The organism is Halomonas borealis, assembly GCF_004798905.1.
GTDB lineage: Bacteria > Pseudomonadota > Gammaproteobacteria > Pseudomonadales > Halomonadaceae > Halomonas > Halomonas borealis.
In genome coordinates, this window is sequence record NZ_SDMO01000011.1 from 18,499 (window position 1) to 39,240 (window position 20,742).

Annotated in this window: 32 protein-coding genes; 31 read left to right on the plus strand and 1 reads right to left on the minus strand. The window is 62.8% G+C overall.

Translation table 11 applies throughout. The features are described from left to right. Positions 1–7: 7 nt before the first annotated feature. From tuf to rplQ, 29 genes are all read left to right on the plus strand, one after another. Complete coding sequence (tuf, locus tag ETC07_RS11395) at positions 8–1,201, plus strand: elongation factor Tu (protein WP_136248645.1); 1,194 nt, start codon at positions 8–10, stop codon at positions 1,199–1,201. A gap of 163 nt (positions 1,202–1,364) precedes the next feature. Continuing rightward, on the plus strand, positions 1,365–1,676 hold the full coding sequence (rpsJ, locus tag ETC07_RS11400) for a 30S ribosomal protein S10 (RefSeq protein WP_010626466.1): 312 nt from the start codon (positions 1,365–1,367) through the stop codon (positions 1,674–1,676). Between the two features lie 153 nt (positions 1,677–1,829). Further along, positions 1,830–2,468 carry a 50S ribosomal protein L3 gene (rplC, locus tag ETC07_RS11405; RefSeq protein WP_136248646.1) on the plus strand — a complete coding sequence of 213 codons (639 nt, stop codon included), beginning with the start codon at positions 1,830–1,832 and terminating at the stop codon, positions 2,466–2,468. A gap of 14 nt (positions 2,469–2,482) precedes the next feature. Further along, positions 2,483–3,088, plus strand: coding sequence for a 50S ribosomal protein L4 (rplD, locus tag ETC07_RS11410; protein WP_136248647.1), 606 nt, complete (start codon positions 2,483–2,485; stop codon positions 3,086–3,088). Next, positions 3,085–3,381, plus strand: a complete 297-nt coding sequence (gene rplW, locus ETC07_RS11415) for a 50S ribosomal protein L23 (protein ID WP_136248648.1) — start codon at positions 3,085–3,087, stop codon at positions 3,379–3,381. Before rplD ends, rplW begins: the two co-directional genes overlap by 4 nt. A gap of 17 nt (positions 3,382–3,398) precedes the next feature. Continuing rightward, positions 3,399–4,229 (plus strand): 50S ribosomal protein L2, encoded by an 831-nt coding sequence (gene rplB, locus ETC07_RS11420; protein ID WP_136248649.1) that lies wholly within the window; start codon positions 3,399–3,401, stop codon positions 4,227–4,229. A 33-nt stretch (positions 4,230–4,262) separates the two neighbouring features. Continuing rightward, entirely contained in the window at positions 4,263–4,538 is a 276-nt protein-coding gene (gene rpsS / locus ETC07_RS11425; protein WP_045990857.1) for a 30S ribosomal protein S19, read from the plus strand. 18 nt (positions 4,539–4,556) lie between these two features. Beyond that, positions 4,557–4,889, plus strand: coding sequence for a 50S ribosomal protein L22 (gene rplV / locus ETC07_RS11430; RefSeq protein WP_136248650.1), 333 nt, complete (start codon positions 4,557–4,559; stop codon positions 4,887–4,889). A gap of 11 nt (positions 4,890–4,900) precedes the next feature. Then, positions 4,901–5,599: a 30S ribosomal protein S3 gene (gene rpsC / locus ETC07_RS11435; RefSeq protein ID WP_136248651.1), complete on the plus strand. Its 699-nt coding sequence runs from the start codon at positions 4,901–4,903 to the stop codon at positions 5,597–5,599. A gap of 15 nt (positions 5,600–5,614) precedes the next feature. Beyond that, entirely contained in the window at positions 5,615–6,028 is a 414-nt protein-coding gene (gene rplP, locus ETC07_RS11440; RefSeq protein WP_136248652.1) for a 50S ribosomal protein L16, read from the plus strand. After that, positions 6,028–6,219 (plus strand): 50S ribosomal protein L29, encoded by a 192-nt coding sequence (gene rpmC, locus ETC07_RS11445; protein ID WP_136248653.1) that lies wholly within the window; start codon positions 6,028–6,030, stop codon positions 6,217–6,219. The genes rplP and rpmC overlap by 1 nt, the downstream gene beginning before the upstream one ends. 1 nt (position 6,220) lies before the next feature. Then, positions 6,221–6,481, plus strand: a complete 261-nt coding sequence (rpsQ, locus tag ETC07_RS11450; protein ID WP_136248654.1) for a 30S ribosomal protein S17 — start codon at positions 6,221–6,223, stop codon at positions 6,479–6,481. A 52-nt stretch (positions 6,482–6,533) separates the two neighbouring features. After that, on the plus strand, positions 6,534–6,905 hold the full coding sequence (gene rplN, locus ETC07_RS11455) for a 50S ribosomal protein L14 (RefSeq protein ID WP_136248655.1): 372 nt from the start codon (positions 6,534–6,536) through the stop codon (positions 6,903–6,905). A gap of 14 nt (positions 6,906–6,919) precedes the next feature. Beyond that, positions 6,920–7,237, plus strand: coding sequence for a 50S ribosomal protein L24 (gene rplX, locus ETC07_RS11460; protein ID WP_136248656.1), 318 nt, complete (start codon positions 6,920–6,922; stop codon positions 7,235–7,237). 18 nt (positions 7,238–7,255) lie between these two features. Beyond that, entirely contained in the window at positions 7,256–7,795 is a 540-nt protein-coding gene (gene rplE, locus ETC07_RS11465; protein ID WP_136248657.1) for a 50S ribosomal protein L5, read from the plus strand. A 10-nt stretch (positions 7,796–7,805) separates the two neighbouring features. After that, the gene (gene rpsN / locus ETC07_RS11470; RefSeq protein WP_136248658.1) at positions 7,806–8,111 is read left to right on the plus strand and encodes a 30S ribosomal protein S14; all 306 of its coding nucleotides are present in this window, start codon (positions 7,806–7,808) and stop codon (positions 8,109–8,111) included. Positions 8,112–8,143: 32 nt separating this feature from the next. Continuing rightward, positions 8,144–8,536: a 30S ribosomal protein S8 gene (rpsH, locus tag ETC07_RS11475; protein ID WP_136248659.1), complete on the plus strand. Its 393-nt coding sequence runs from the start codon at positions 8,144–8,146 to the stop codon at positions 8,534–8,536. Between the two features lie 9 nt (positions 8,537–8,545). Beyond that, positions 8,546–9,076: a 50S ribosomal protein L6 gene (rplF, locus tag ETC07_RS11480; RefSeq protein WP_136248660.1), complete on the plus strand. Its 531-nt coding sequence runs from the start codon at positions 8,546–8,548 to the stop codon at positions 9,074–9,076. A 9-nt stretch (positions 9,077–9,085) separates the two neighbouring features. Beyond that, positions 9,086–9,436 carry a 50S ribosomal protein L18 gene (gene rplR, locus ETC07_RS11485; protein WP_136248661.1) on the plus strand — a complete coding sequence of 117 codons (351 nt, stop codon included), beginning with the start codon at positions 9,086–9,088 and terminating at the stop codon, positions 9,434–9,436. An 11-nt stretch (positions 9,437–9,447) separates the two neighbouring features. Beyond that, positions 9,448–9,948 carry a 30S ribosomal protein S5 gene (gene rpsE / locus ETC07_RS11490; protein WP_136248662.1) on the plus strand — a complete coding sequence of 167 codons (501 nt, stop codon included), beginning with the start codon at positions 9,448–9,450 and terminating at the stop codon, positions 9,946–9,948. Between the two features lie 5 nt (positions 9,949–9,953). Next, positions 9,954–10,136 (plus strand): 50S ribosomal protein L30, encoded by a 183-nt coding sequence (rpmD, locus tag ETC07_RS11495; protein WP_136248663.1) that lies wholly within the window; start codon positions 9,954–9,956, stop codon positions 10,134–10,136. Positions 10,137–10,139: 3 nt separating this feature from the next. Further along, positions 10,140–10,574 carry a 50S ribosomal protein L15 gene (gene rplO, locus ETC07_RS11500; protein ID WP_136248664.1) on the plus strand — a complete coding sequence of 145 codons (435 nt, stop codon included), beginning with the start codon at positions 10,140–10,142 and terminating at the stop codon, positions 10,572–10,574. After that, positions 10,575–11,906 (plus strand): preprotein translocase subunit SecY, encoded by a 1,332-nt coding sequence (gene secY / locus ETC07_RS11505; RefSeq protein ID WP_136248665.1) that lies wholly within the window; start codon positions 10,575–10,577, stop codon positions 11,904–11,906. Between the two features lie 75 nt (positions 11,907–11,981). Next, positions 11,982–12,095, plus strand: coding sequence for a 50S ribosomal protein L36 (gene rpmJ / locus ETC07_RS11510; protein WP_008959154.1), 114 nt, complete (start codon positions 11,982–11,984; stop codon positions 12,093–12,095). 124 nt (positions 12,096–12,219) lie between these two features. Then, entirely contained in the window at positions 12,220–12,576 is a 357-nt protein-coding gene (rpsM, locus tag ETC07_RS11515; protein WP_136248666.1) for a 30S ribosomal protein S13, read from the plus strand. 38 nt (positions 12,577–12,614) lie between these two features. Further along, complete coding sequence (gene rpsK / locus ETC07_RS11520) at positions 12,615–13,001, plus strand: 30S ribosomal protein S11 (RefSeq protein WP_136248667.1); 387 nt, start codon at positions 12,615–12,617, stop codon at positions 12,999–13,001. Positions 13,002–13,013: 12 nt separating this feature from the next. Next, a complete protein-coding gene (gene rpsD, locus ETC07_RS11525; protein WP_136248668.1) occupies positions 13,014–13,634 on the plus strand; it encodes a 30S ribosomal protein S4 in 621 nt (206 codons plus the stop codon). A gap of 84 nt (positions 13,635–13,718) precedes the next feature. Continuing rightward, positions 13,719–14,717, plus strand: a complete 999-nt coding sequence (locus tag ETC07_RS11530; protein WP_136248669.1) for a DNA-directed RNA polymerase subunit alpha — start codon at positions 13,719–13,721, stop codon at positions 14,715–14,717. Between the two features lie 39 nt (positions 14,718–14,756). Further along, a complete protein-coding gene (gene rplQ / locus ETC07_RS11535; protein WP_136248670.1) occupies positions 14,757–15,140 on the plus strand; it encodes a 50S ribosomal protein L17 in 384 nt (127 codons plus the stop codon). Positions 15,141–15,309: 169 nt separating this feature from the next. On the opposite strand, the gene uvrA is transcribed toward rplQ, so the two are convergent. After that, positions 15,310–18,180 (minus strand): excinuclease ABC subunit UvrA, encoded by a 2,871-nt coding sequence (uvrA, locus tag ETC07_RS11540; RefSeq protein WP_136248671.1) that lies wholly within the window; start codon positions 18,178–18,180, stop codon positions 15,310–15,312. Between the two features lie 165 nt (positions 18,181–18,345). Here uvrA and ETC07_RS11545 point away from each other — a divergent pair, with 165 nt between their 5' ends. Both ETC07_RS11545 and ETC07_RS11550 read left to right on the plus strand, forming a co-directional pair. Continuing rightward, entirely contained in the window at positions 18,346–19,719 is a 1,374-nt protein-coding gene (locus tag ETC07_RS11545; protein WP_136248672.1) for an MFS transporter, read from the plus strand. Between the two features lie 207 nt (positions 19,720–19,926). Then, complete coding sequence (locus tag ETC07_RS11550; protein WP_136248673.1) at positions 19,927–20,574, plus strand: single-stranded DNA-binding protein; 648 nt, start codon at positions 19,927–19,929, stop codon at positions 20,572–20,574. Positions 20,575–20,742 lie beyond the last annotated feature (168 nt).

The window sequence follows — 20,742 nt, forward strand, 5'->3', positions numbered from 1 at the left end:
CATAGCAGTGGCTAAGGAAAAATTCGAACGTTCCAAACCGCATATCAACGTCGGCACCATCGGTCACGTCGACCACGGTAAGACCACGCTGACTGCGGCCCTGACACGTGTTTCTGCGGAAGTCTTTGGTGGCGACGCTCGCGCGTTCGACTCCATCGACAACGCCCCGGAAGAGCGTGAGCGCGGCATCACCATCGCCACCGCTCACGTCGAGTATCAGTCCGAAGTGCGTCACTACGCGCACGTGGACTGCCCGGGCCACGCCGACTACGTCAAGAACATGATCACCGGTGCCGCCCAGATGGACGGCGCTATCCTGGTCTGCTCTGCCGCCGACGGCCCCATGCCGCAGACTCGCGAGCACATCCTGCTGTCTCGCCAGGTCGGCGTGCCGAACATCGTCGTGTTCCTGAACAAGGCCGACATGGTCGACGACGAAGAGCTGCTCGAGCTGGTTGAGATGGAAGTTCGTGAGCTCCTCAACGAGTACGACTTCCCGGGCGATGACTGCCCGATCGTCACCGGCTCCGCGCTGATGGCGCTGGAAGGCAAGGACGACAACGGCATGGGCACCACCGCCGTTGCCGACCTGATCAAGGCCCTGGATTCGTACATCCCGGAGCCGGAGCGTGCCATCGATCAGCCGTTCCTGATGCCGATCGAGGACGTCTTCTCGATCTCCGGTCGCGGTACCGTTGTGACCGGTCGTGTCGAGCGCGGCATCATCAAGTCCGGCCAGGAAGTCGAGATCGTCGGCATCCACGACACCGTCAAGACCACGGTCACCGGTGTCGAGATGTTCCGCAAGCTGCTCGACGAAGGTCGTGCCGGCGAGAACATCGGTGCGCTGCTGCGTGGCACCAAGCGTGACGACGTCGAGCGTGGCCAGGTTCTGGCCAAGACCGGCACCATCACCCCGCACACCAAGTTCGAGGCCGAGGTGTACGTGCTGGGCAAGGACGAGGGTGGTCGTCACACTCCGTTCTTCAAGGGCTATCGTCCGCAGTTCTACTTCCGTACCACCGACATCACCGGTACCTGTGAGCTGCCGGAAGGCGTCGAGATGGTCATGCCGGGCGACAACGTCAAGATGGTCGTCAGCCTGATCGCTCCGGTCGCCATGGACGACGGCCTGCGCTTCGCCGTTCGCGAAGGCGGTCGTACCGTCGGCGCCGGTGTCGTGGCCAAGATCGTCGAGTAAGCGTTACGCTGCTCGAGCGATCGAAGGGGGCTCCTGGCGGAGCCCCCTTTCTGCGCACCGTCGGGAGGGTTTGACTCTCATCGGCGGTGTGCCTATAATGCGCATCCTTTGAATGCGTGGGTTGACGGCTCGCGCCGTCAAGATCCATTGGAGTTTAGGGCAAATGCAGAACCAGAAGATTCGCATTCGGTTGAAGGCCTTCGACCACCGCCTGATCGACCAGTCCGCCGCGGAGATCGTTGATACCGCCAAGCGTACCGGCGCTCAGGTACGGGGTCCGATTCCTCTGCCGACCAATCGCGAGCGCTATACCGTGCTGATTTCACCGCACGTTAATAAGGACGCTCGTGATCAGTACGAGATTCGTACGCACAAGCGTGTGCTCGATATCGTCGAGCCGACCGAGAAGACCGTTGATGCCCTGATGAAGCTCGACCTCGCCGCCGGCGTCGACGTGCAGATCAAGCTCGACTGATACCACACTAGACACTCGCGGCCCAGCGCCTGTCGAAACACGCACAGGCAGCAGCCGCCGCGCCGGGATGGCGCCACACAACGTGCTAGTGGAATGCTCTGGAAAGGGCAGCCATAGCGGGTGACAGCCCCGTACACTAAAGGAGACGTAGTAATGACTATCGGTTTGGTCGGTAGGAAGGCCGGGATGACCCGTGTCTTTACCGAAGACGGTGCCTCCGTGCCCGTGACCGTGATCGAGGTTGAGCCCAACCGCGTGACTCGCGTGAAGTCCGTCGAATCCGACGGCTATGCAGCGATTCAGGTGACCACTGGCTCCCGCAAGGCCAAGCATCTCTCCAAGGCCCAAGCCGGACAGTTTGCAAAAGCCGGCGTTGAGGCTGGTCGTTCACTGATGGAGTTCCGCCTGGCAGAAGGCGCCGAGGCTCCGGAAGTGGGTGGCGAACTCACCGTATCCCTCTTTGACGCTGGTCAGAAGATCGATGTGACCGGCTCCTCCAAGGGCAAGGGTTTCCAGGGCGCAGTGAAGCGCTGGAACTTCCGCACCCAGGACAACAGCCACGGTAACTCCCTGGCCCACCGTGCACCGGGTTCCATCGGCATGTGCCAGACCCCGGGTCGCGTGTTCAAGGGCAAGAAGATGGCCGGTCAGCTCGGTAACGAGCGTTGCACCGTCCAGAGCCTGGAAGTCGTCCGTGTCGACGCCGAGCGTAACCTGCTGCTGGTCAAGGGTGCCGTGCCTGGCGCCACCGGCAGTGATGTCATCGTGCGCAGCGCCGCCAAAGCAGGCTGAAGGGGAATTTACCGATGAATCTGAATCTTTCAGGTGCTGGCGGCAGCGTCGAAGTCGCCGAAGCCACCTTTGGCAAAGAATTCAACGAAGCACTCGTGCACCAGGTCGTCACCGCCTACATGGCTGGTGGTCGTCAGGGTACCCGCGCCCAGAAGAACCGTTCCGACGTTCGTGGCGGCGGCAAGAAGCCGTGGCGCCAGAAGGGCACCGGTCGTGCCCGTGCCGGTACCATCCGCTCGCCGATCTGGCGTGCCGGCGGCGTGACCTTCGCGGCTCGTCCGCAGGACTACACCCAGAAGGTCAACCGCAAGATGTACCGTGCGGCCATGCGCTCGATTCTGTCCGAGCTGGTTCGCCAGGAGCGTCTGGTGGCCGTCGAGACCTTCGCCGTCGAGAGCCCCAAGACCAAGCAGCTGGTCGCAAGGCTCGACGAGCTGGGTCTCGAGAAGGTGCTGATCGTCACCGAAGAGGTCGACGAGAACCTGTACCTCGCCGCCCGCAACATCCCCAACGTGGATGTCGTGGACGTCGCTGCCGCCGATCCGGTGAGCCTGGTCGCCTTCGACAAGGTCCTGGCCACCGTCTCCGCTCTGCGTAAATTCGAGGAGAAGCTGGCATGAACCAGGAACGTGTATTCAAGGTGCTGCTGGGTCCGCACGTGACCGAGAAGGCCGCCATGGCCGCCGAGCGCAACCAGTACGTGTTCAAGGTGGCAAGCGACGCGACCAAGCCCGAGATCAAGATCGCCGTGCAGGAACTGCTCGGCAAGAAGGTCGACAGCGTTCAGGTCCTGAACGTCAAGGGCAAGACCAAGCGCACCGCGCATGGCACCGGTCTGCGCAAAGGCTATCGCAAGGCGTACGTCACCCTGGCCGCCGGCGAGACGCTTGAAGACTTCTCTGGCGCCGAGTAAAGGCAGGAGCACGGATCATGGCAATCGTCAAGACTAAACCTACTTCCGCCGGTCGTCGCCACGTCGTCAAGATCGTTGGCGAGGAACTGCACAAGGGCCGCGCCTACGCGCCGTTGCTCGAAAAGCAGTCCAAGTCCGGTGGCCGTAACAACCACGGTCGCATCACCACCCGCCACGTGGGCGGTGGTCACCGTAACCACTATCGGATCATCGACTTCAAGCGCACCAAGGATGGCATTCCCGCCGTCGTCGAGCGTCTGGAGCACGATCCGAACCGTAGCGCCCACATCGCGCTGCTGAAGTACGCAGACGGCGAACGCCGCTACATCATCGCTCCGCGCGGTGTGAAGGCTGGCGACCGTCTCGAATCCGGCGTGAATGCAGCGATCAAGAAGGGCAACGCCCTGCCGCTGCGTAACATCCCGCTGGGTTCCACCGTGCACTGCATCGAGCTCAAGCCCGCCAAGGGTGCTCAGCTCGCTCGCAGCGCCGGCACCAGTGCCCAGCTGGTGGCCCGCGAAGGCAACTATGCCACCCTGCGTCTGCGCTCCGGCGAGATGCGCAAGGTGCTGGCCGAGTGCCGCGCGACCCTGGGAGAGGTGAGCAACTCCGAGCACAGCCTGCGTCAGCTTGGCAAGGCCGGTGCGAAGCGCTGGAGAGGCGTGCGCCCGACAGTTCGCGGCGTGGCCATGAACCCGGTGGATCACCCGCACGGTGGCGGTGAAGGCCGCACCAGCGGTGGTCGTCATCCGGTGTCTCCGTGGGGTATGCCCACCAAGGGCCACAAGACCCGCAAGAACAAGCGCACCGACAAGCTGATCGTCCGTCGCCGCAAGGCCCGGAAATAAGATCCCACGCCAAGACATTAAGAGGTAACGGCTGTGCCACGTTCACTGAAGAAAGGTCCTTTTGTAGACCTTCATCTGCTGAAGAAGGTTGAGACTGCAGCGGAAAAGAACGATCGCAAACCGATCAAGACCTGGTCGCGTCGTTCCATGGTCCTGCCCAACATGGTCGGGCTCACCATTGCAGTCCATAACGGTCGCCAACACGTCCCGGTGCACGTCTCCGAGGAAATGGTTGGCCACAAGCTGGGCGAATTCGCTGCTACCCGCACTTATCGCGGTCATGCGGCGGACAAGAAAGCCAAACGGTAAGCCGAGAGAGGATTAGAGATGGAAGTCACAGCAAAGCTGCGTGGCGCTAGCTTATCCGCCCAGAAGGCCCGTTTGGTGGCTGACCAGGTGCGCGGTAAGCCGGTCGCCCAGGCTCTCGACCTGTTGACCTTCTCACCGAAGAAGGCATCCAAGCTGGTCAAGAAGGTGCTGCAGTCCGCTATTGCGAACGCGGAAGAAAACAACGGCATGGATATCGACGAGCTGCGTGTCTCGACCATCTGCGTCGATGAGGGCATGACGCTCAAGCGCATCCGTCCGCGCGCCAAGGGCCGTGCGGATCGCATTCTGAAGCGCACTTGCCACATCACCGTCAAGGTAGCCGAGAAGTAGGAGTCGACCATATGGGTCAGAAAGTCAATCCGACAGGCATTCGCCTGGGTATCGTCAAAGACCATACCTCGGTCTGGTATGCCGAGCGCGGCGCCTATGCCGATAAGCTGAATAACGACCTCGAGGTGCGTAGCTTCCTGGAGGAGCGTCTGAAGAACGCTTCTGTCAGCAAGATTACCATCGAGCGTCCGGCCAACAACGCCCGTGTGACCATTCACACTGCCCGTCCGGGCATCGTGATCGGTAAGAAGGGCGAGGACGTCGACAAGCTGCGTCGCGATGTTACTCAGATGATGGGCGTGCCGGTTCACGTCAACATCGAGGAAGTCCGCAAGCCGGAGCTTGACGCCCAGCTCGTCGCGCAGAACATCGCCGGTCAGCTCGAGCGTCGCGTGATGTTCCGTCGTGCCATGAAGCGTTCCGTCCAGAACGCCATGCGTCTGGGCGCCGGCGGTATCAAGGTGCAGCTTGGCGGCCGTCTCGGCGGTGCCGAGATCGCCCGCACCGAATGGTATCGCGAAGGTCGCGTGCCGCTGCACACACTGCGTGCGGACATCGACTACGCCGCCTATGAGGCCAAGACCACCTACGGCATCATCGGTGTCAAGGTCTGGGTCTTCAAGGGTGAAATCCTCGGGGGCATCGAGGAGGTCCGCGCCAAGGCCAAGCAGCCGCAGAGCGCGCCCTCCAAGAAGAAAGGTTCCAGGTAAGGGGAGAGCGAGTCGATGTTACAACCAAAGCGTTTGAAATTCCGCAAGGTGCAGAAAGGCCGCAACCGTGGCCTGGCGCATCGCGGTAGCAAGGTGAGCTTCGGCGAATACGGCCTCAAGGCCACTGGCCGCGGTCGTGTCACCGCCCGTCAGATCGAAGCCGGCCGTCGTGCCATCACGCGTCACGTGAAGCGTGGCGGCAAGATCTGGATCCGTGTCTTCCCCGACAAGCCGATTTCCAAGAAGCCGTTGGAAGTTCGTATGGGTAAGGGTAAGGGCTCCGTCGAGTACTGGGTCGCGCAGATCCAGCCAGGCCGTGTCCTGTACGAGATCGAAGGCGTTTCCGAGGAGCTGGCTCGCGAGGCATTCGGCCTGGCTGCCCAGAAGTTCCCGGTCTCCACCACCTTTGTGAAACGGACGGTGATGTGATGAAAGCCCAGGAAATTCGTGAAAAGTCCGCAGAGCAGCTCCAGGAGCAGCTCCTCGAACTCCTCCGCGAGCAGTTCAACTTGCGCATGCAGAAGGCCACCGGTCAGCTCAGCCAGACGCATCTGCTCAAGCAGGCACGTCGGGATATCGCCCGCGTGAAGACTGTGCTCAACGAGAAGGCAGGTGTCTGAGATGGCCGAAGAGAAAACAGCCCGTACGCTCACCGGTAAGGTGGTGAGCGACAAGATGGACAAGTCCATCGTTGTGATGATCGAGCGTCGTGAGCGCCACCCGATCTACGGCAAATACGTCAAGCGCTCCACCAAGCTGCACGCCCATGACGAGGCGAACCAGGCCAAGGCCGGCGATACGGTCTCCATTCAGGAGAGTCGTCCGCTGTCCAAGAAGAAGGCCTGGACCCTGGTCGACGTTCTCGAACAGGCCAAGGGTTGATCGGCATAAGCCAGTCGAACCAGTGCAGTCAGTTTAGGTTTGGAGAAAACCGATGATTCAGACTCAGACAATGCTGGATGTCGCCGACAACAGCGGGGCGCGCCGGGTGCAATGCATCAAGGTGCTGGGTGGTTCACACCGCCGCTACGCCCGTGTTGGCGACGTCATCAAGGTCACGGTGAAAGAAGCCATCCCGCGTGGCAAGGTCAAGAAGGGCCAGGTCCTCAAAGCGGTGGTGGTTCGCACCCGTAGTGGCGTCCGTCGTAACGACGGTTCGCTGATCCGCTTCGATGGAAATGCGGCGGTTCTGTTGAACAACACCAACGACCAGCCGATTGGTACCCGGATCTTCGGTCCGGTGACCCGTGAGCTTCGTACAGAGAAGTTCATGAAGATCATTTCCTTGGCGCCTGAAGTGCTGTAAGGAGCGAGGCGGATATGCAAAAAATCAAACGTGACGACGAAGTCGTCGTCATCGCCGGTAAGGATAAGGGCAAGCGTGGCACTGTGAAGCGCGTCCTCAAGGACGACCGCTACATCGTGTCCGGTGTGAACATGATCAAGCGTCACACCAAGCCGAATCCCATGGCGGGTAATCAAGGCGGTATTGTCGAGCGTGAGGCGGCGATCCACGCGTCCAACGTGGCCATCTTCAACCAGGAGACCGGGAAGGCAGATCGCGTCGGCGTCCAGGTTCAGGAAGACGGTACCAAGGTACGTATCTACAAGTCGACGCAAGCGCAGATCGACGCCTAACGCGAGTCGGGTAGAAAAATGGCGAACTTGAAAGAACGTTATCAAAACGAGGTGGTGGCTCAACTCAACGAGCAGTTCAGCTACGCCAACGTGATGCAGGTGCCCCGGATCACCAAGGTGACTCTGAACATGGGCATCGGCGAGGCGACCAGCGATAAAAAGCTGATCGACAACGCCATCGGCGACCTGGAGAAGCTGTCCGGTCAGAAGCCGCTGGTAACCAAGGCGCGCAAGTCCATCGCGGGCTTCAAGGTGCGTGAAGGCTGGCCGATCGGGATCAAGGTCACACTGCGCGCCGAGCGCATGTGGGAGTTCCTCGATCGCCTGGTGAATATCGCGATCCCCCGCGTTCGTGACTTCCGTGGTCTCAACCCGAAGTCCTTCGACGGTCGTGGCAACTATTCCATGGGGGTGCGTGAGCAGATCATCTTCCCGGAGATCGAGTATGATAAGATCGATCGGATCCGTGGTCTGGATGTCACCATCACCACCACCGCCAACACCGATGAAGAAGGTCGTGCGCTGCTTAGCGCGCTGAACTTCCCGTTCAAGAAATAAGGGTGGGATCATGGCAAAGAAAAGCATGGTAGAGCGTGAGGCAAAGCGCGCCGAACTGGTGGCGAAGTATGCCGCCAAGCGTGCCGAGCTCAAGGCGATCATCCAGGACGTGAACGCTTCTGACGAAGAGCGCTTCGATGCGCAGCTCAAGCTGCAGCAGCTGCCGCGTGACTCCAGCCCGGTGCGTCAGCGCAACCGCTGCCGCGTCACCGGCCGTCCGCACGGCTACTACAACAAGTTCGGCCTCGGCCGCAACAAGCTGCGTGAAGCCGCCATGCGTGGCGATGTGCCCGGACTCAAGAAGTCCAGCTGGTAACGCCACGTAGAATCATCAGGAGCGCAACGTAAATGAGCATGCAAGACACTCTGGCGGATATGTTTACCCGTATCCGCAATGCGCAGATGGCCACCAAGGAGACGGTTTCCATGCCGTCCTCCAAGCTCAAGGTTGAGGTGGCCCGCGTGCTGAAGGAAGAGGGGTATGTCACGGACTATGTCGTCAGCGGAGAGGCCAAGCCGTCGCTGAACGTGACCCTCAAGTACTTCGAAGGCAAGCCGGTCATCGAACATCTGCAACGGGCGTCCAAGCCGTCTCTGCGCAACTACGAGGGCAAGGACACCCTGCCCAAGGTTGCCGAAGGCCTGGGTATCGCGATCGTCACCACCTCCAAGGGGGTGATGACCGACCGCGCGGCCCGTCAGGCCGGTGTCGGTGGCGAAGTCATCTGCACCGTATTCTAGGAGTTTGGAATGTCACGCGTAGCCAAATATCCGGTTAAAGTGCCCGCCGGCGTCGAGGTCAATCTCGATGGCGATCAGCTGTCCGTCAAGGGCAGCCAGGGCGCGCTGTCCATGACCGTGAACCCCGACGTGGTGGTCGCTCAGGAAGAAGGTCAGCTGACCTTCCAGCCGAGCGCATCCGCCAAGAGCTGGGCGATGGTCGGCACCACCCGTGCCCTGGTTCAGAACCTGGTCACGGGTGTTTCCGAGGGCTTTACCAAGTCGCTCGAAATCAATGGCGTCGGTTATCGTGCCCAGGCCAAGGGCCAGACGCTTAACCTGACACTGGGCTTCTCCCACCCGGTCGACTACGAACTGCCTGAGGGTGTGACGGCGGAAACGCCGAAGAACACCATCATCGTGCTGAAGAGCGCGGACAAGCAGAAGCTCGGCCAGGTCGCAGCGGAAATTCGCGCCTTCCGTCCGCCCGAACCCTACAAGGGTAAGGGAATCCGGTACGGCGACGAACAAGTCCGCCGCAAAGAAGCCAAGAAGAAGTAAGGCAGGGTTATGAACGCGAAGAAAGAATCTCGTCTCCGTCGTGCCCGCCGCGCTCGCGCCAAGATCCGCGAGCTGGGCGTGTATCGCCTGTGCGTCAACCGTACCCCACGCCACATCTATGCGCAGATCATCTCGCCGGATGGTGGTAAGGTCCTCGCCAGCGCTTCCACGCTGGACAAGGCCCTGCGCGAGGGTGCGACCGGCAATGTCGATGCGGCCACCAAGGTGGGCGCGCTGATTGCCGAACGGGCCAAGCAGGCAGGCATCTCTCAGGTAGCCTTCGATCGTGCCGGTTTCAAGTACCACGGTCGTGTCAAGGCCCTGGCCGACGCCGCTCGTGAAGGCGGCCTGGAATTCTAAAGGGTTTTACGATGGCGAAGAACGAACAGCAAAGCGGCGATCTGCAGGAAAAACTCGTGCAGGTCAACCGTGTCGCCAAGGTGGTCAAGGGTGGCCGAATCTTCGGCTTCACCGCCCTGACCGTCGTCGGTGACGGTAACGGTCGTGTGGGCTTCGGTCGTGGCAAGGCGCGTGAAGTGCCGGTCGCGATCCAGAAGGCCATGGACCAGGCGCGCCGCAACATGGTCAAGGTCAACCTGAAGGGTGGCACTCTGCAGTACCCGGTCAAGGCCCGTCACGGCGCCTCCAAGGTGTACATGCAGCCGGCATCCGAAGGTACCGGTATCATCGCCGGCGGCGCCATGCGCTCCGTGCTCGAGCTGGCCGGCGTCCATGACGTCCTGGCCAAGTGCTATGGCTCCACCAATCCGGTGAACGTGGTGCGTGCGACCGTCAACGGTCTGACCGCTCAGCGCTCTCCGGAAGACGTGGCCGCCAAGCGCGGTCTGTCTGTCGAAGCGATCACGGGGTGAGTACCATGGCAGCGACGATCAAGGTTACCCAGATCCGCAGCACCATCGGCGTGTTGGCCAAGCACAAGGCCACCATGAAAGGCCTCGGCCTGCGTCGTATTGGTCACACGGTCGAACTGGAAGACACCCCTGCCGTTCGCGGCATGATCCACAAGGTGACCTACCTTGTGCGTGTTGAGGGAGAGTAATCCATGAAACTCAATAGCTTGAGCCCGGCACCGGGCTCCAAGCACGCTGAAAAGCGTGTCGGTCGTGGCATCGGCTCCGGTCTGGGCAAGACCGGTGGCCGAGGCCACAAGGGCCTCAAATCGCGCAGCGGCGGCAGCGTGAAGCCCGGCTTCGAAGGCGGTCAGATGCCGCTGCAGCGTCGTCTGCCGAAGTTCGGCTTCACCTCTGCCAAGGCGATGGTCTCCGAGGAAGTCCGCCTGGCCGAACTGGGTCGGGTCGAGGGTGGCGAAGTCACTCTGGAGTCCCTCAAGCAGGCCAACGTGCTGAAGGATGCCACCCAGTATGCCAAGGTGATCCTTTCTGGCGATCTGAACAAGGCGGTTACCGTTCGCGGCATCAAGGTCACCAAGGGTGCCCGTGCTGCGATCGAAGCCGCCGGCGGTAAGGTAGAGGACTAAATGGCCAAGTCAGGAAATATGCCGGCGATGGGCAGCGGTCTGAGTGAACTCTGGGCGCGTCTGCGCTTCGTGCTCCTCGCCATCGTGGTCTACCGTATCGGTGCCCACATCCCCGTTCCCGGTATCAATCCTGACCAGCTTGCTGCCTTGTTCAGGGAGCAGCAGGGCACCATCCTGGGCATGTTCAACATGTTCTCGGGCGGTGCCCTGGAGCGCATGAGTATCCTCGCACTCGGCATCATGCCGTACATCTCCGCGTCGATCATCATGCAGCTGCTGACCGCCGTCTCGCCTCAGCTGGAGCAGCTGAAGAAGGAGGGCGAGGCCGGTCGTCGCAAGATCAGCCAGTACACCCGCTACGGCACCGTACTGCTGGCTCTCGTCCAGGCCATCGGCATGTCGGTGGGCCTGGCGAGCCAGGGTATCGCTTACACGGCCGACTTCAGCTTCTACTTCACCGCCGTCGTGACCTTCGTGTCCGGTGCGGTGTTCATGATGTGGCTGGGCGAGCAGATCACCGAGAAGGGTATCGGCAACGGCATTTCGCTGCTGATCTTCTCGGGGATCGTGGCCGGTCTGCCGGGAGCCGTGGGTCAGGCCTTCGAGCTGGCCCGTAACGAAGGCGCCTGGAACGTACTGCCGCTTCTGGCCTTGTCCATCCTGGGCATCGCCACCGTGGCCTTCGTGGTGTTCATCGAACGTGGTCAACGCCGCTTGACGGTGAACTATCCGCGTCGTCAGGTCGGCAACAAGATGTACGCCGGCCAGAGCAGCTACCTGCCGCTCAAGGTCAACATGGCAGGTGTGATTCCGGCGATCTTCGCCTCGAGCATCCTGTTGTTCCCGGCGTCGCTGGGGCAGTGGGTCGGCGCCGGGGACGGCATGGAATGGCTGCAGCGTGCTTCTCAGGCTCTGGGGCCGGGACAGCCGTTGTACATCTTGCTTTTCGCGGCAGCGGTGGTATTCTTCTGCTTCTTTTACACAGCGCTGGTCTTCAACCCCAAGGACGTCGCCGACAACCTCAAGAAGTCGGGGGCATTCCTTCCGGGCATCCGTCCTGGCGAGCAGACCGCTCGCTATGTCGACAAGGTCATGACTCGCCTGACCCTGTTCGGTGCCCTCTACATCACTGCCGTTTCCCTGATGCCCCAGTTCCTGATCGTGGCGTGGAACGTACCGTTCTTCTTTGGCGGTACCTCGCTGCTGATCGTCGTGGTGGTCATCATGGACTTCATGGCTCAGGTGCAATCGCATCTCATGTCGCATCAGTACGATTCGGTGATGAAGAAGTCCAACCTGAAAGGCTACGGCAGCGGCGGTGTCATGCGCTGAGAGCGCCGCTAGTGAATTGGCGCGCCGCGAGCTGAACGCTGGCTCGCGCCGCGAGCCAGCAATGGAGATGGAACGATGAAAGTTCGAGCTTCCGTGAAAAAAATGTGCCGCAACTGCAAGATCATTCGTCGCAATGGCGCCGTACGCGTCATCTGCAGCGAGCCGCGGCACAAGCAGCGCCAGGGCTAAGCCCTGACGCCGCACTAAACCGGGCGCCGGCATCCCCCTTGCCCTTCGCAGGGTGAAGGGGTATGCTGTTGCGCCTTTTGTAGATGATTAATCGAGCAAGCCGCTCAAATTTCGGAGTAAGCTGATGGCCCGTATTGCAGGCGTCAATATCCCGGACAACAAGCATGCGGCGATCTCGCTGACCTATATCTTCGGGGTTGGCCGCACACGCGCTCAGGAAATCTGTGTCGCGGCCGGCATCGCACCGACCACCAAGATCCAGGCGCTGTCTTCTGACGAAGTCGACACCCTGCGTTCCGAAGTCGGCAAGTACACCGTTGAAGGCGACCTTCGCCGTGATGTCACGCTTAACATCAAGCGTCTCATGGACCTGGGTTGCTATCGTGGTCTGCGTCATCGTCGTGGTCTCCCGCTGAATGGTCAGCGGACCAAGACCAATGCGCGTACTCGTAAGGGTCCGCGTAAGCCGATTCGCAAATAACACGCACGTTCTGCGTAACGACAGGAATTGACATCAACATGGCTAACCCGCGTAGCAACCGTAAAAAGGTTAAAAAGCAGGTAGTGGATGCCGTCGCGCATATCCACGCCTCTTTTAACAACACGATCATTACGATCACAGACCGCCAGGGCAACGCCCTCTCCTGGGCGACTGCCGGTGGTTCGGGTTTTCGTGGTTCTCGCAAGAGCACCCCGTTCGCTGCTCAAGTGGCAAGCGAACGTGCAGCGACCGCTGCAGCCGAGTATGGTGTGAAAAACGTCGACGTGCTGGTCAAGGGCCCCGGTCCGGGCCGTGAATCCGCCGTGCGTGCACTGAATGCCGCCGGCTTCCGCGTGCAAGGTATCACCGACGCGACGCCCATTCCGCACAATGGCTGCCGTCCGCCGAAGAAACGCCGCGTTTAAGGAGACAGATTCATGGCTCGTTATATTGGACCGAAGTGCAAACTGTCTCGTCGTGAAGGCACCGACCTCTTCCTCAAGAGCGGTGTCACTCCCTTCGAGAAGAAGTGCAAATCCGAGCAGATCCCGGGTGTGCACGGCCAGCGTCGTCAGCGGATTTCCGACTACGGCTTGCAGCTTCGCGAGAAGCAGAAAGTACGCCGCATGTACGGCGTGCTCGAGAAGCAGTTCCGCAACTACTACAAGGAAGCGGCCCGCCTGAAGGGCGCGACCGGCGAGTTGTTGCTGCAGCTTCTCGAATCCCGACTGGACAACGTCGTCTATCGCATGGGCTACGGCGCCACGCGTTCCGAGGCCCGCCAGCTGGTGAGCCACAAGGCGATCAGCGTCAACGGCCGGACCGTCAACGTGGCTTCCTACCAGGTCAAGCCCGGTGACGTGGTCTCTATCCGTGAAAAGGCCAAGAACCAGGCGCGTATCCAGAACGCCCTGGGCATCGCCGCCAACCGCGGCGATGTGGCCTGGGTCGAGGTCGATGCCAAGAAGATGGAAGGCACTTTCAAGGCTCTGCCTGAACGCGGTGACCTGTCTGCCGACATCAATGAGCAACTGATCGTCGAGCTGTACTCGAAGTAAGCGGCGATCGCCGTGCCGCCCGCCCTCCGGGGTGGGTGGCCTTCAGTACCGAGTATCCGTTTGGCAGCCTGAAAGGTATTCATCATGCAGCGTTCAGTGACAGAGTTTCTCCGTCCTCGCGACATCAAGGTCGAAGAGATCAACGCGCACCACGCGAAGATCGTGCTCGAGCCCTTCGAGCGTGGTTTCGGCCACACTCTGGGCAATGCTCTGCGTCGCATCCTGCTCTCGTCCATGCCCGGCTGTGCCGTGGTAGAGACCGAGATCGAGGGTGTCGATCACGAGTACAGCGCGATCGAGGGTGTCCAGGAAGATGTCATCGAAATCCTCCTGAACCTCAAGGACGTGGCGATCAAGATGCACAGCCGCGACGAGGCAGTGCTCTCGCTGAACAAGCAGGGCCCGGCCATCGTGACCGCGGGTGATATCGCCCTCGACCACGACGTCGAGATCGTCAATCCCGAGCACGTCATCGCGCACGTCAACGAGGGCGCCGAGCTGAAGATGCAGCTCAAGGTGGCCCGCGGCCGCGGCTATGAGCCGGCGGACGTTCGTGGCGAAGCCGACGACGAGTCTCGTGCCATCGGCCGCCTGCAGCTGGATGCGACCTTCAGCCCCGTGCGTCGAGTTTCCTACAATGTCGAGGCCGCGCGTGTCGAACAGCGCACCGACCTCGACAAGCTGATTCTCAATCTGGAAACCGACGGCACCCTGGATCCGGAAGAGGCGATCCGTCGCAGCGCGACCATCCTGCAAGAGCAGCTGGCCGCGTTCGTTGACCTGGAAGCCGACAAGGAACAGGAAGTGGAAGAGGAAGAGGATCATATCGATCCGATCCTGCTGCGCCCCGTAGACGATCTCGAGTTGACTGTCCGCAGCGCCAACTGCCTGAAGGCCGAGAACATCTACTACATCGGGGACCTGATCCAGCGCACCGAGGTGGAGCTGCTGAAGACCCCGAATCTCGGCAAGAAGTCCCTGAACGAGATCAAGGACGTGTTGGCCGCCCGTGGCCTGTCCCTGGGTATGCGGCTGGAAAATTGGCCGCCCGCTAGCCTGAAGGACGACAAGGCCTCCGCGTGAGCGTCGACTCGAGTCCCAGTTTGGTAAGGAATCACAACCATGCGTCATCGTAAGAGTGGTCGTCATCTGAATCGCACCAGCTCGCACCGTCAGGCCATGTTCAAGAACATGAGCGTGTCGCTGGTCGAGCACGAGGTGATCAAGACAACCCTGCCCAAGGCCAAAGAGCTGCGCCGCCACATCGAGCCGCTCATCACTCTGGCCAAGCAGGACAGCGTCGCCAATCGTCGTCTGGCCTTCAGCCGTACCCGCTCGAAGGAAGCGGTCGGCAAGCTCTTCAATGAGCTGGGTCCGCGTTACGCCAATCGCCCGGGCGGTTACGTCCGTGTGCTGAAGTGCGGTTTCCGCACCGGCGACAACGCCCCCATGGCCTACGTCGAACTGGTCGACCGTCCGGTCGTCGAGGAAGCCGCCGAGGATTGATCCTCGCGTAGCTTCGCCGTTCCGGCACCAAACCGGCTCCCCACGGGGAGCCGGTTTTTTTTCTTCCAGCGACGAGCTATAAGCCAACCCCGGGACCCTGGTCCCGGGGTTGGCTTTGGTTCGGGCTGGTCGCCTGCTGCTCACGGATGGCGTGGCAGCCGGCGTCTGCTCAGCTCTCCGCCGTGCTCTTAGCCTGGGCCTCGTGGCCCGAGGCTTGCCTCTCCAGCATCGGCTTGAGGAAGCGTCCGGTGTGCGATTCTGCCTGCTGGGCGACTTTCTCCGGGGTGCCCTCGGCGATGATCCGGCCGCCGCCGGAGCCGCCCTCGGGGCCCAGGTCGATCAGCCAGTCGGCGGTCTTGATCACGTCCAGGTTGTGCTCGATGACCACGATGGTATTGCCGTGGTCGCGCAGCCGATGCAGCACCGTCAGCAGCTGGCGGATGTCCTCGAAGTGCAGGCCGGTGGTGGGCTCGTCGAGGATATACAGGGTCTTGCCGGTGTCGCGCTTGGCCAGCTCGCGGGCCAGCTTGACGCGCTGGGCCTCGCCCCCGGAGAGCGTGGTGGCGCTCTGGCCCAGGCGGATATAGGACAGCCCCACATCCATCAGCGTCTGCAGGCGCCGGGCGATGGCGGGTACTGGGGCGAAGAATTCCAGTGCTTCTTCGACGGTCATCTCCAGCACCTCGTCGATGCCCTTGCCCTTGTACTGCACCTCGAGGGTCTCGCGGTTGTAGCGCTTGCCCTTGCAGACGTCGCAGGGCACGTAGATGTCGGGCAGGAAGTGCATCTCGACCTTGATCATGCCCTCGCCCTGGCAGGCCTCGCAGCGCCCGCCCTTGACGTTGAACGAGAAGCGGCCGGGCTTGTAGCCGCGGGAGCGGGCCTCCTGGGTGCCGGCGAACAGCTCGCGGATGGGCGTGAAGATGCCGGTATAGGTCGCCGGGTTGGAGCGCGGCGTGCGGCCGATCGGGCTCTGGTCGATGTCGATGACCTTGTCGAGCTGCTCGAGGCCGGAGATGCCATCATGGGGCGCCGGGCTCAGCGCCGTGGCGCGGTTGAGCTCGCGGGCGGCGATCGGCATCAGCGTCGAGTTGATCAGCGTCGACTTGCCGGAGCCCGAGACCCCGGTCACGCACACGAACAGCCCCAGCGGCAGGGTCAGGGTCGTCGACTGCAGGTTGTTGCCGCGGGCGCCGTGCAGCACCACCTGCTTCTCCGGGTTGCCGGGGATGCGCCACGGCGGGACCGCGATGCATTTCTTGCCCGACAGGTACTGGCCGGTCAGCGAGTCCGGCGTGGCCATGATCTGCTCCGGGGTGCCTTCGGCGACCACTCGGCCGCCGTGCACGCCGGGACCGGGACCGATGTCGAGCACGTGGTCGGCGGCGCGGATGGCGTCCTCATCATGCTCGACCACGATCACGGTATTGCCGAGATCGCGGAGACGCTCGAGGGTCTGTAGTAGGCGGTCGTTGTCGCGCTGGTGAAGCCCGATGGAGGGTTCGTCGAGGATGTACATCACGCCCACCAGGCCGGCACCGATCTGGCTGGCCAGGCGGATGCGCTGGGCCTCGCCGCCGGACAGCGTCTCGGCGCTACGCTCCAGGTTGAGGTAGTCCAGCCCGACATTGACCAGGAACTCGAGGCGCGCACGGATCTCGTTGAGGATCTTCTCGGCGATCTCGCCCTTGCGGCCGGGGAGTGCCAGGGCCTGGAAGTAGGCCAGGCTCTCGCCGATCGGCAGGCCGACGACGTCGGGCAGGGCGCGCTCGTCGATGTAGACGTGGCGCGATTCCTTGCGCAGCCGCGAGCCCTGGCAGGTGGCGCAGGGCTGCACGGCGATATGTCGGGCCAGTTCCTCGCGCACCGAGCTCGATTCGGTCTCCCGGTAGCGGCGCTGCATGTTGGGCAGCACGCCCTCGAAGGGATGCTCGCGGGTGACCTTGCGGCCGCGGTCGTTGACGTAGTGGAAGTCGATCGCATCGTCGCCGCTGCCGTGCAGGACGATCTCGCGCTCGTGGCGGGCCAGCTCCTGCCAGGGCGTCTCCAGGGTGAAGCGATAGTGGTCCGCCACCGCCTGGAGCTGGTTGAAGTAGTAGACGCTGCGACGATCCCAGCCCTTGATCACGCCTTCGGCCAACGACAGCTCGGGGTGGCTGATCAGCTTGTCCGGGTCGAAGTACTGCTGCACGCCCAGGCCATCGCACGAGTGGCAGGCGCCGGCGGGGTTGTTGAAGGAGAACATGCGTGGCTCGAGCTCGGAGATCGAGTAGCCGCATACCGGGCAGGCGAAGCGCGAGGAGAGGGGGATGTCGTCCTGCTCGCCATCCATGAAGTGGATGATCGTGGTGCCGTCGGCCAGCCCCAGCGCGGTCTCGAAGGATTCGGCCAGGCGTTGGTTGAGGCCCTCACGAACCTTGATGCGATCGACCACCACGCTGATGTCGTGTTTCTTGTTCTTGTCGAGCGGGGCGATGTCGTCGAGTTCGAGCACCTGGCCGTCGATCATGGCACGCACGAAGCCTTGGGCGCGCAGCTCGGCGAGCAGCTGCAGATGCTCGCCCTTGCGACCGCTGACCACCGGGGCCAGCAGCATCAGCTTGCTGCCCTCGGGCAGTGACGTCACCTGGTCGACCATCTGCGAGATGGTCTGGGCCTCGAGGTCCTCGCCGTGCTCGGGGCAGCGCGGCGTGCCGGCCCGGGCGTAGAGCAGGCGCAGGTAGTCATAGATCTCGGTGATGGTACCCACGGTGGAACGCGGGTTGTGGGAGGTCGACTTCTGCTCGATGGAGATCGCCGGCGACAACCCCTCGATGTGGTCGACGTCGGGCTTCTCCATCATCGACAGGAACTGTCGGGCATAGGTGGAGAGCGACTCCACGTAGCGCCGCTGGCCCTCGGCGTAGAGCGTATCGAAGGCCAGCGACGACTTGCCGGAGCCCGACAGCCCGGTCACCACGATCAGCTTGTCCCGGGGCAGCTCGACGTCGATCTGCTTGAGGTTGTGGGTGCGGGCACCCCTGACCAGAATCCTGTCCATTCCCACCTCGCGGGCCACGGTAAAAGCTCGATTATACGGGGCGGGCCGGGAGTGCGGCAAAGTCGCTCGGGGTGGCGGCGTTTCGTGTGCCGGGGCGACGCGGTAGAATATGCGCTCCATCACCTCCGGGCCCCGCGCCCTCCCTCTGGAAGTACTGGAACCTCTATGTCCAAGGCCAGCTTGCTGTTAGCCGCCGAGCGGCGGGCCATCGTCGGCCTGGCCGGCCTCTATGCCACGCGCATGCTCGGCTTGTTCATGGTGTTGCCGGTCCTGGCGCTGAAGGCCGAGGAGCTGGTCGGCGCTACACCGCTGCTGATCGGCTTCGCGCTCGGTATCTACGGCCTCACCCAGGCGGTGTTACAGATTCCCTTCGGGCTGCTCTCCGATCGCATCGGGCGCAAGCCGGTGATCGCCGGCGGGCTGCTGTTGTTCTTGATCGGTAGTGTGGTGGCCGCCCAGGCCGACAGCATCGCCGGGGTCATCGCGGGGCGCTGCCTGCAGGGCAGCGGCGCGGTGGCCGCCGCCATCATGGCGCTGTTGGCGGACCAGACCCGCGAGCAGGTGCGTACCGCGGCCATGGCCACCATCGGGCTGTCGATCGGCGTCGCCTTCGCCGTGGCCATGGTGCTGGGGCCGCTGGTGTCGGCGCACTTCGGGCTATCCGGCGTGTTCTGGTTCACCGCCGGGCTCGCCGTGCTGGGGCTCGCCGTGCTGTGGAAGCTGGTGCCTCGGTCGCCGCAGCGGCGTGGCCACCAGGACGTGGGGCTCGATCGGGGCCAGCTCAAGGGCCTCGTCGGGCGCCTCGATCTGTGGCGCCTCAACGCCTCGATCTTCGGGCTGCACCTGGTGCTGATGGCGATCTTCGTCGCCGTGCCATTCCGGCTGGTCGACGCCGGCATCGCCGAGTCCCAGCATGGTCTGGTCTATCTGGGCGTGATGGGGTTGTCCTTCGTGGCCATGGTGCCGTTGGTCATCGTCGCCGAGAAGCGGCGCAAGATGAAGCTGATGTGCCTGGGGGCGATCGCCGTCATCGTGGCCAGCCTGCTGGGACTGGGGCTCGAAGGGCACGGTTTGGTCGGGCTGCTGGGCGGCTTGTTCGCCTTCTTCACGGCCTTCAATCTGCTCGAGGCGACGCTGCCGTCGATGATCAGCAAGCTGGCCCCGGCCGGGGCCAAGGGCACCGCCATGGGGCTGTACTCCACCAGCCAGTTCCTGGGGGCCTTCCTCGGCGGCGTGCTGGGCGGCTTCCTGTCGCAGCATTTCGGCCTGACCGCGGTGTTCCTCGGCGTGGCCGTGGTGGCGCTGGTGTGGTTCGTCTTCATGCTCGGCATGACCCCGCCGCGCCATCTCTCCAGCGAAGTGGTGGCATTGGCCGAGACACAGCAGGACGATGCCCTGGAGGCCTCGATGGCGCGCTTCGCCGAGGTGGCAGGCGTCGAGGATGTGCTGGTGGTGCCCGAGGAGCGTCTGGCCTACCTCAAGGTCGACCGCGAGCGGCTGGATACCGAGGCCCTGTCGCGGCTGACCGGGTCGCGCTGACCCGGCGCCTGCATATGCGTCTCGCCGCGGGTCGTCTTGTCGGCGGCGTGGAGGCGGGAACTCGCGTATAGTATCGGGATCGCGCTTTTGTGCACCGGGAATGCCCGGTGCGTTCCATTACATGCATTCGAGCGTTCCGGGAGGCCGGGTCTCGTCGCCTGGGCCTCGCCCGGTGTTCCGCCTTCCGGCAGAATCAAGGAGTCAACCATGGCCCGTGGCGTCAACAAGGTCATTCTCATCGGTAATCTCGGCCAAGATCCCGAGGTGCGTTTCACCCCGTCCGGCACCGCCGTGGCCAATCTCAATCTCGCCACCACCGATACCTGGATGGATCGCCAGAGCGGCCAGCGCCAGGAGCGCACCGAGTGGCACCGGGTGGTGATGTTCAACAAGACCGCCGAGATCGCCCAGCAGTATCTTCGCAAGGGCAGCAAGGTCTACATCGAGGGCCGCCTGCAGACCCGCAAATGGCAGGACCAGAACGGCCAGGACAAGTATTCCACCGAGATCGTCGCCAACGACATGCAGATGCTCGACTCGCGTGGCGGCGATATGGGTGGCGGCCAGCAGGGCGGTAACTATGGTCAGCCCCAGGGCCAGCCCCAAGGCCAGCCCCAGGGTCAGCCCCAGGGTGGTGGTTTCGGCGGCCCGCAACAGGGCGGCCAGTATGGGGGGCAGCCCCAGGGCGGCCAGCCTCAGCAGGGCGGCGGCTTCGGTGGCCAGCAGCAGGGCGGCGGTCAGCGCCCGGCCCCTCAGCCGGCACCCAACCAGGGTGGTGGCCAGCAACAGGGCAACAACTACGGTGCGCCGGACCCGGGAAGCTTCGACGATTTCGACGACGAGATCCCGTTCTAACACCGCTCCCGCTCGACGCGTCGTGACGCAAGGCCCTGCCCTGGCAGGGCCTCGGCGTTGGGGCGTGGTGGCAGGCCGGGCGGCCTCGTCGTCGCTGCCATGATGGTCGAGGGTAATGGTATAGTGGCGCGCTTGCCGGCGTGAGGGGCGTCCTGTTTCAGGATGCCC

Excerpts from the sequence above, each read along its gene's own strand:
- rpsJ (WP_010626466.1), top strand. The coding sequence starts at position 1,365 with ATGCAGAACCAGAAGATTCGCATTCGGTTGAAGGCCTTCGACCACCGC.
- rplC (WP_136248646.1), top strand. The coding sequence starts at position 1,830 with ATGACTATCGGTTTGGTCGGTAGGAAGGCCGGGATGACCCGTGTCTTT.
- rplD (WP_136248647.1), top strand. The coding sequence starts at position 2,483 with ATGAATCTGAATCTTTCAGGTGCTGGCGGCAGCGTCGAAGTCGCCGAA.
- rplW (WP_136248648.1), top strand. The coding sequence starts at position 3,085 with ATGAACCAGGAACGTGTATTCAAGGTGCTGCTGGGTCCGCACGTGACC.
- rplB (WP_136248649.1), top strand. The coding sequence starts at position 3,399 with ATGGCAATCGTCAAGACTAAACCTACTTCCGCCGGTCGTCGCCACGTC.
- rplV (WP_136248650.1), top strand. The coding sequence starts at position 4,557 with ATGGAAGTCACAGCAAAGCTGCGTGGCGCTAGCTTATCCGCCCAGAAG.
- rpsC (WP_136248651.1), top strand. The coding sequence starts at position 4,901 with ATGGGTCAGAAAGTCAATCCGACAGGCATTCGCCTGGGTATCGTCAAA.
- rplP (WP_136248652.1), top strand. The coding sequence starts at position 5,615 with ATGTTACAACCAAAGCGTTTGAAATTCCGCAAGGTGCAGAAAGGCCGC.
- rpmC (WP_136248653.1), top strand. The coding sequence starts at position 6,028 with ATGAAAGCCCAGGAAATTCGTGAAAAGTCCGCAGAGCAGCTCCAGGAG.
- rpsQ (WP_136248654.1), top strand. The coding sequence starts at position 6,221 with ATGGCCGAAGAGAAAACAGCCCGTACGCTCACCGGTAAGGTGGTGAGC.
- rplN (WP_136248655.1), top strand. The coding sequence starts at position 6,534 with ATGATTCAGACTCAGACAATGCTGGATGTCGCCGACAACAGCGGGGCG.
- rplX (WP_136248656.1), top strand. The coding sequence starts at position 6,920 with ATGCAAAAAATCAAACGTGACGACGAAGTCGTCGTCATCGCCGGTAAG.
- rplE (WP_136248657.1), top strand. The coding sequence starts at position 7,256 with ATGGCGAACTTGAAAGAACGTTATCAAAACGAGGTGGTGGCTCAACTC.
- rpsN (WP_136248658.1), top strand. The coding sequence starts at position 7,806 with ATGGCAAAGAAAAGCATGGTAGAGCGTGAGGCAAAGCGCGCCGAACTG.
- rpsH (WP_136248659.1), top strand. The coding sequence starts at position 8,144 with ATGAGCATGCAAGACACTCTGGCGGATATGTTTACCCGTATCCGCAAT.
- rplF (WP_136248660.1), top strand. The coding sequence starts at position 8,546 with ATGTCACGCGTAGCCAAATATCCGGTTAAAGTGCCCGCCGGCGTCGAG.
- rplR (WP_136248661.1), top strand. The coding sequence starts at position 9,086 with ATGAACGCGAAGAAAGAATCTCGTCTCCGTCGTGCCCGCCGCGCTCGC.
- rpsE (WP_136248662.1), top strand. The coding sequence starts at position 9,448 with ATGGCGAAGAACGAACAGCAAAGCGGCGATCTGCAGGAAAAACTCGTG.
- rpmD (WP_136248663.1), top strand. The coding sequence starts at position 9,954 with ATGGCAGCGACGATCAAGGTTACCCAGATCCGCAGCACCATCGGCGTG.
- rplO (WP_136248664.1), top strand. The coding sequence starts at position 10,140 with ATGAAACTCAATAGCTTGAGCCCGGCACCGGGCTCCAAGCACGCTGAA.
- secY (WP_136248665.1), top strand. The coding sequence starts at position 10,575 with ATGGCCAAGTCAGGAAATATGCCGGCGATGGGCAGCGGTCTGAGTGAA.
- rpmJ (WP_008959154.1), top strand. The coding sequence starts at position 11,982 with ATGAAAGTTCGAGCTTCCGTGAAAAAAATGTGCCGCAACTGCAAGATC.
- rpsM (WP_136248666.1), top strand. The coding sequence starts at position 12,220 with ATGGCCCGTATTGCAGGCGTCAATATCCCGGACAACAAGCATGCGGCG.
- rpsK (WP_136248667.1), top strand. The coding sequence starts at position 12,615 with ATGGCTAACCCGCGTAGCAACCGTAAAAAGGTTAAAAAGCAGGTAGTG.
- rpsD (WP_136248668.1), top strand. The coding sequence starts at position 13,014 with ATGGCTCGTTATATTGGACCGAAGTGCAAACTGTCTCGTCGTGAAGGC.
- ETC07_RS11530 (WP_136248669.1), top strand. The coding sequence starts at position 13,719 with ATGCAGCGTTCAGTGACAGAGTTTCTCCGTCCTCGCGACATCAAGGTC.
- rplQ (WP_136248670.1), top strand. The coding sequence starts at position 14,757 with ATGCGTCATCGTAAGAGTGGTCGTCATCTGAATCGCACCAGCTCGCAC.
- uvrA (WP_136248671.1), bottom strand. The coding sequence starts at position 18,180 with ATGGACAGGATTCTGGTCAGGGGTGCCCGCACCCACAACCTCAAGCAG.
- ETC07_RS11545 (WP_136248672.1), top strand. The coding sequence starts at position 18,346 with ATGTCCAAGGCCAGCTTGCTGTTAGCCGCCGAGCGGCGGGCCATCGTC.
- ETC07_RS11550 (WP_136248673.1), top strand. The coding sequence starts at position 19,927 with ATGGCCCGTGGCGTCAACAAGGTCATTCTCATCGGTAATCTCGGCCAA.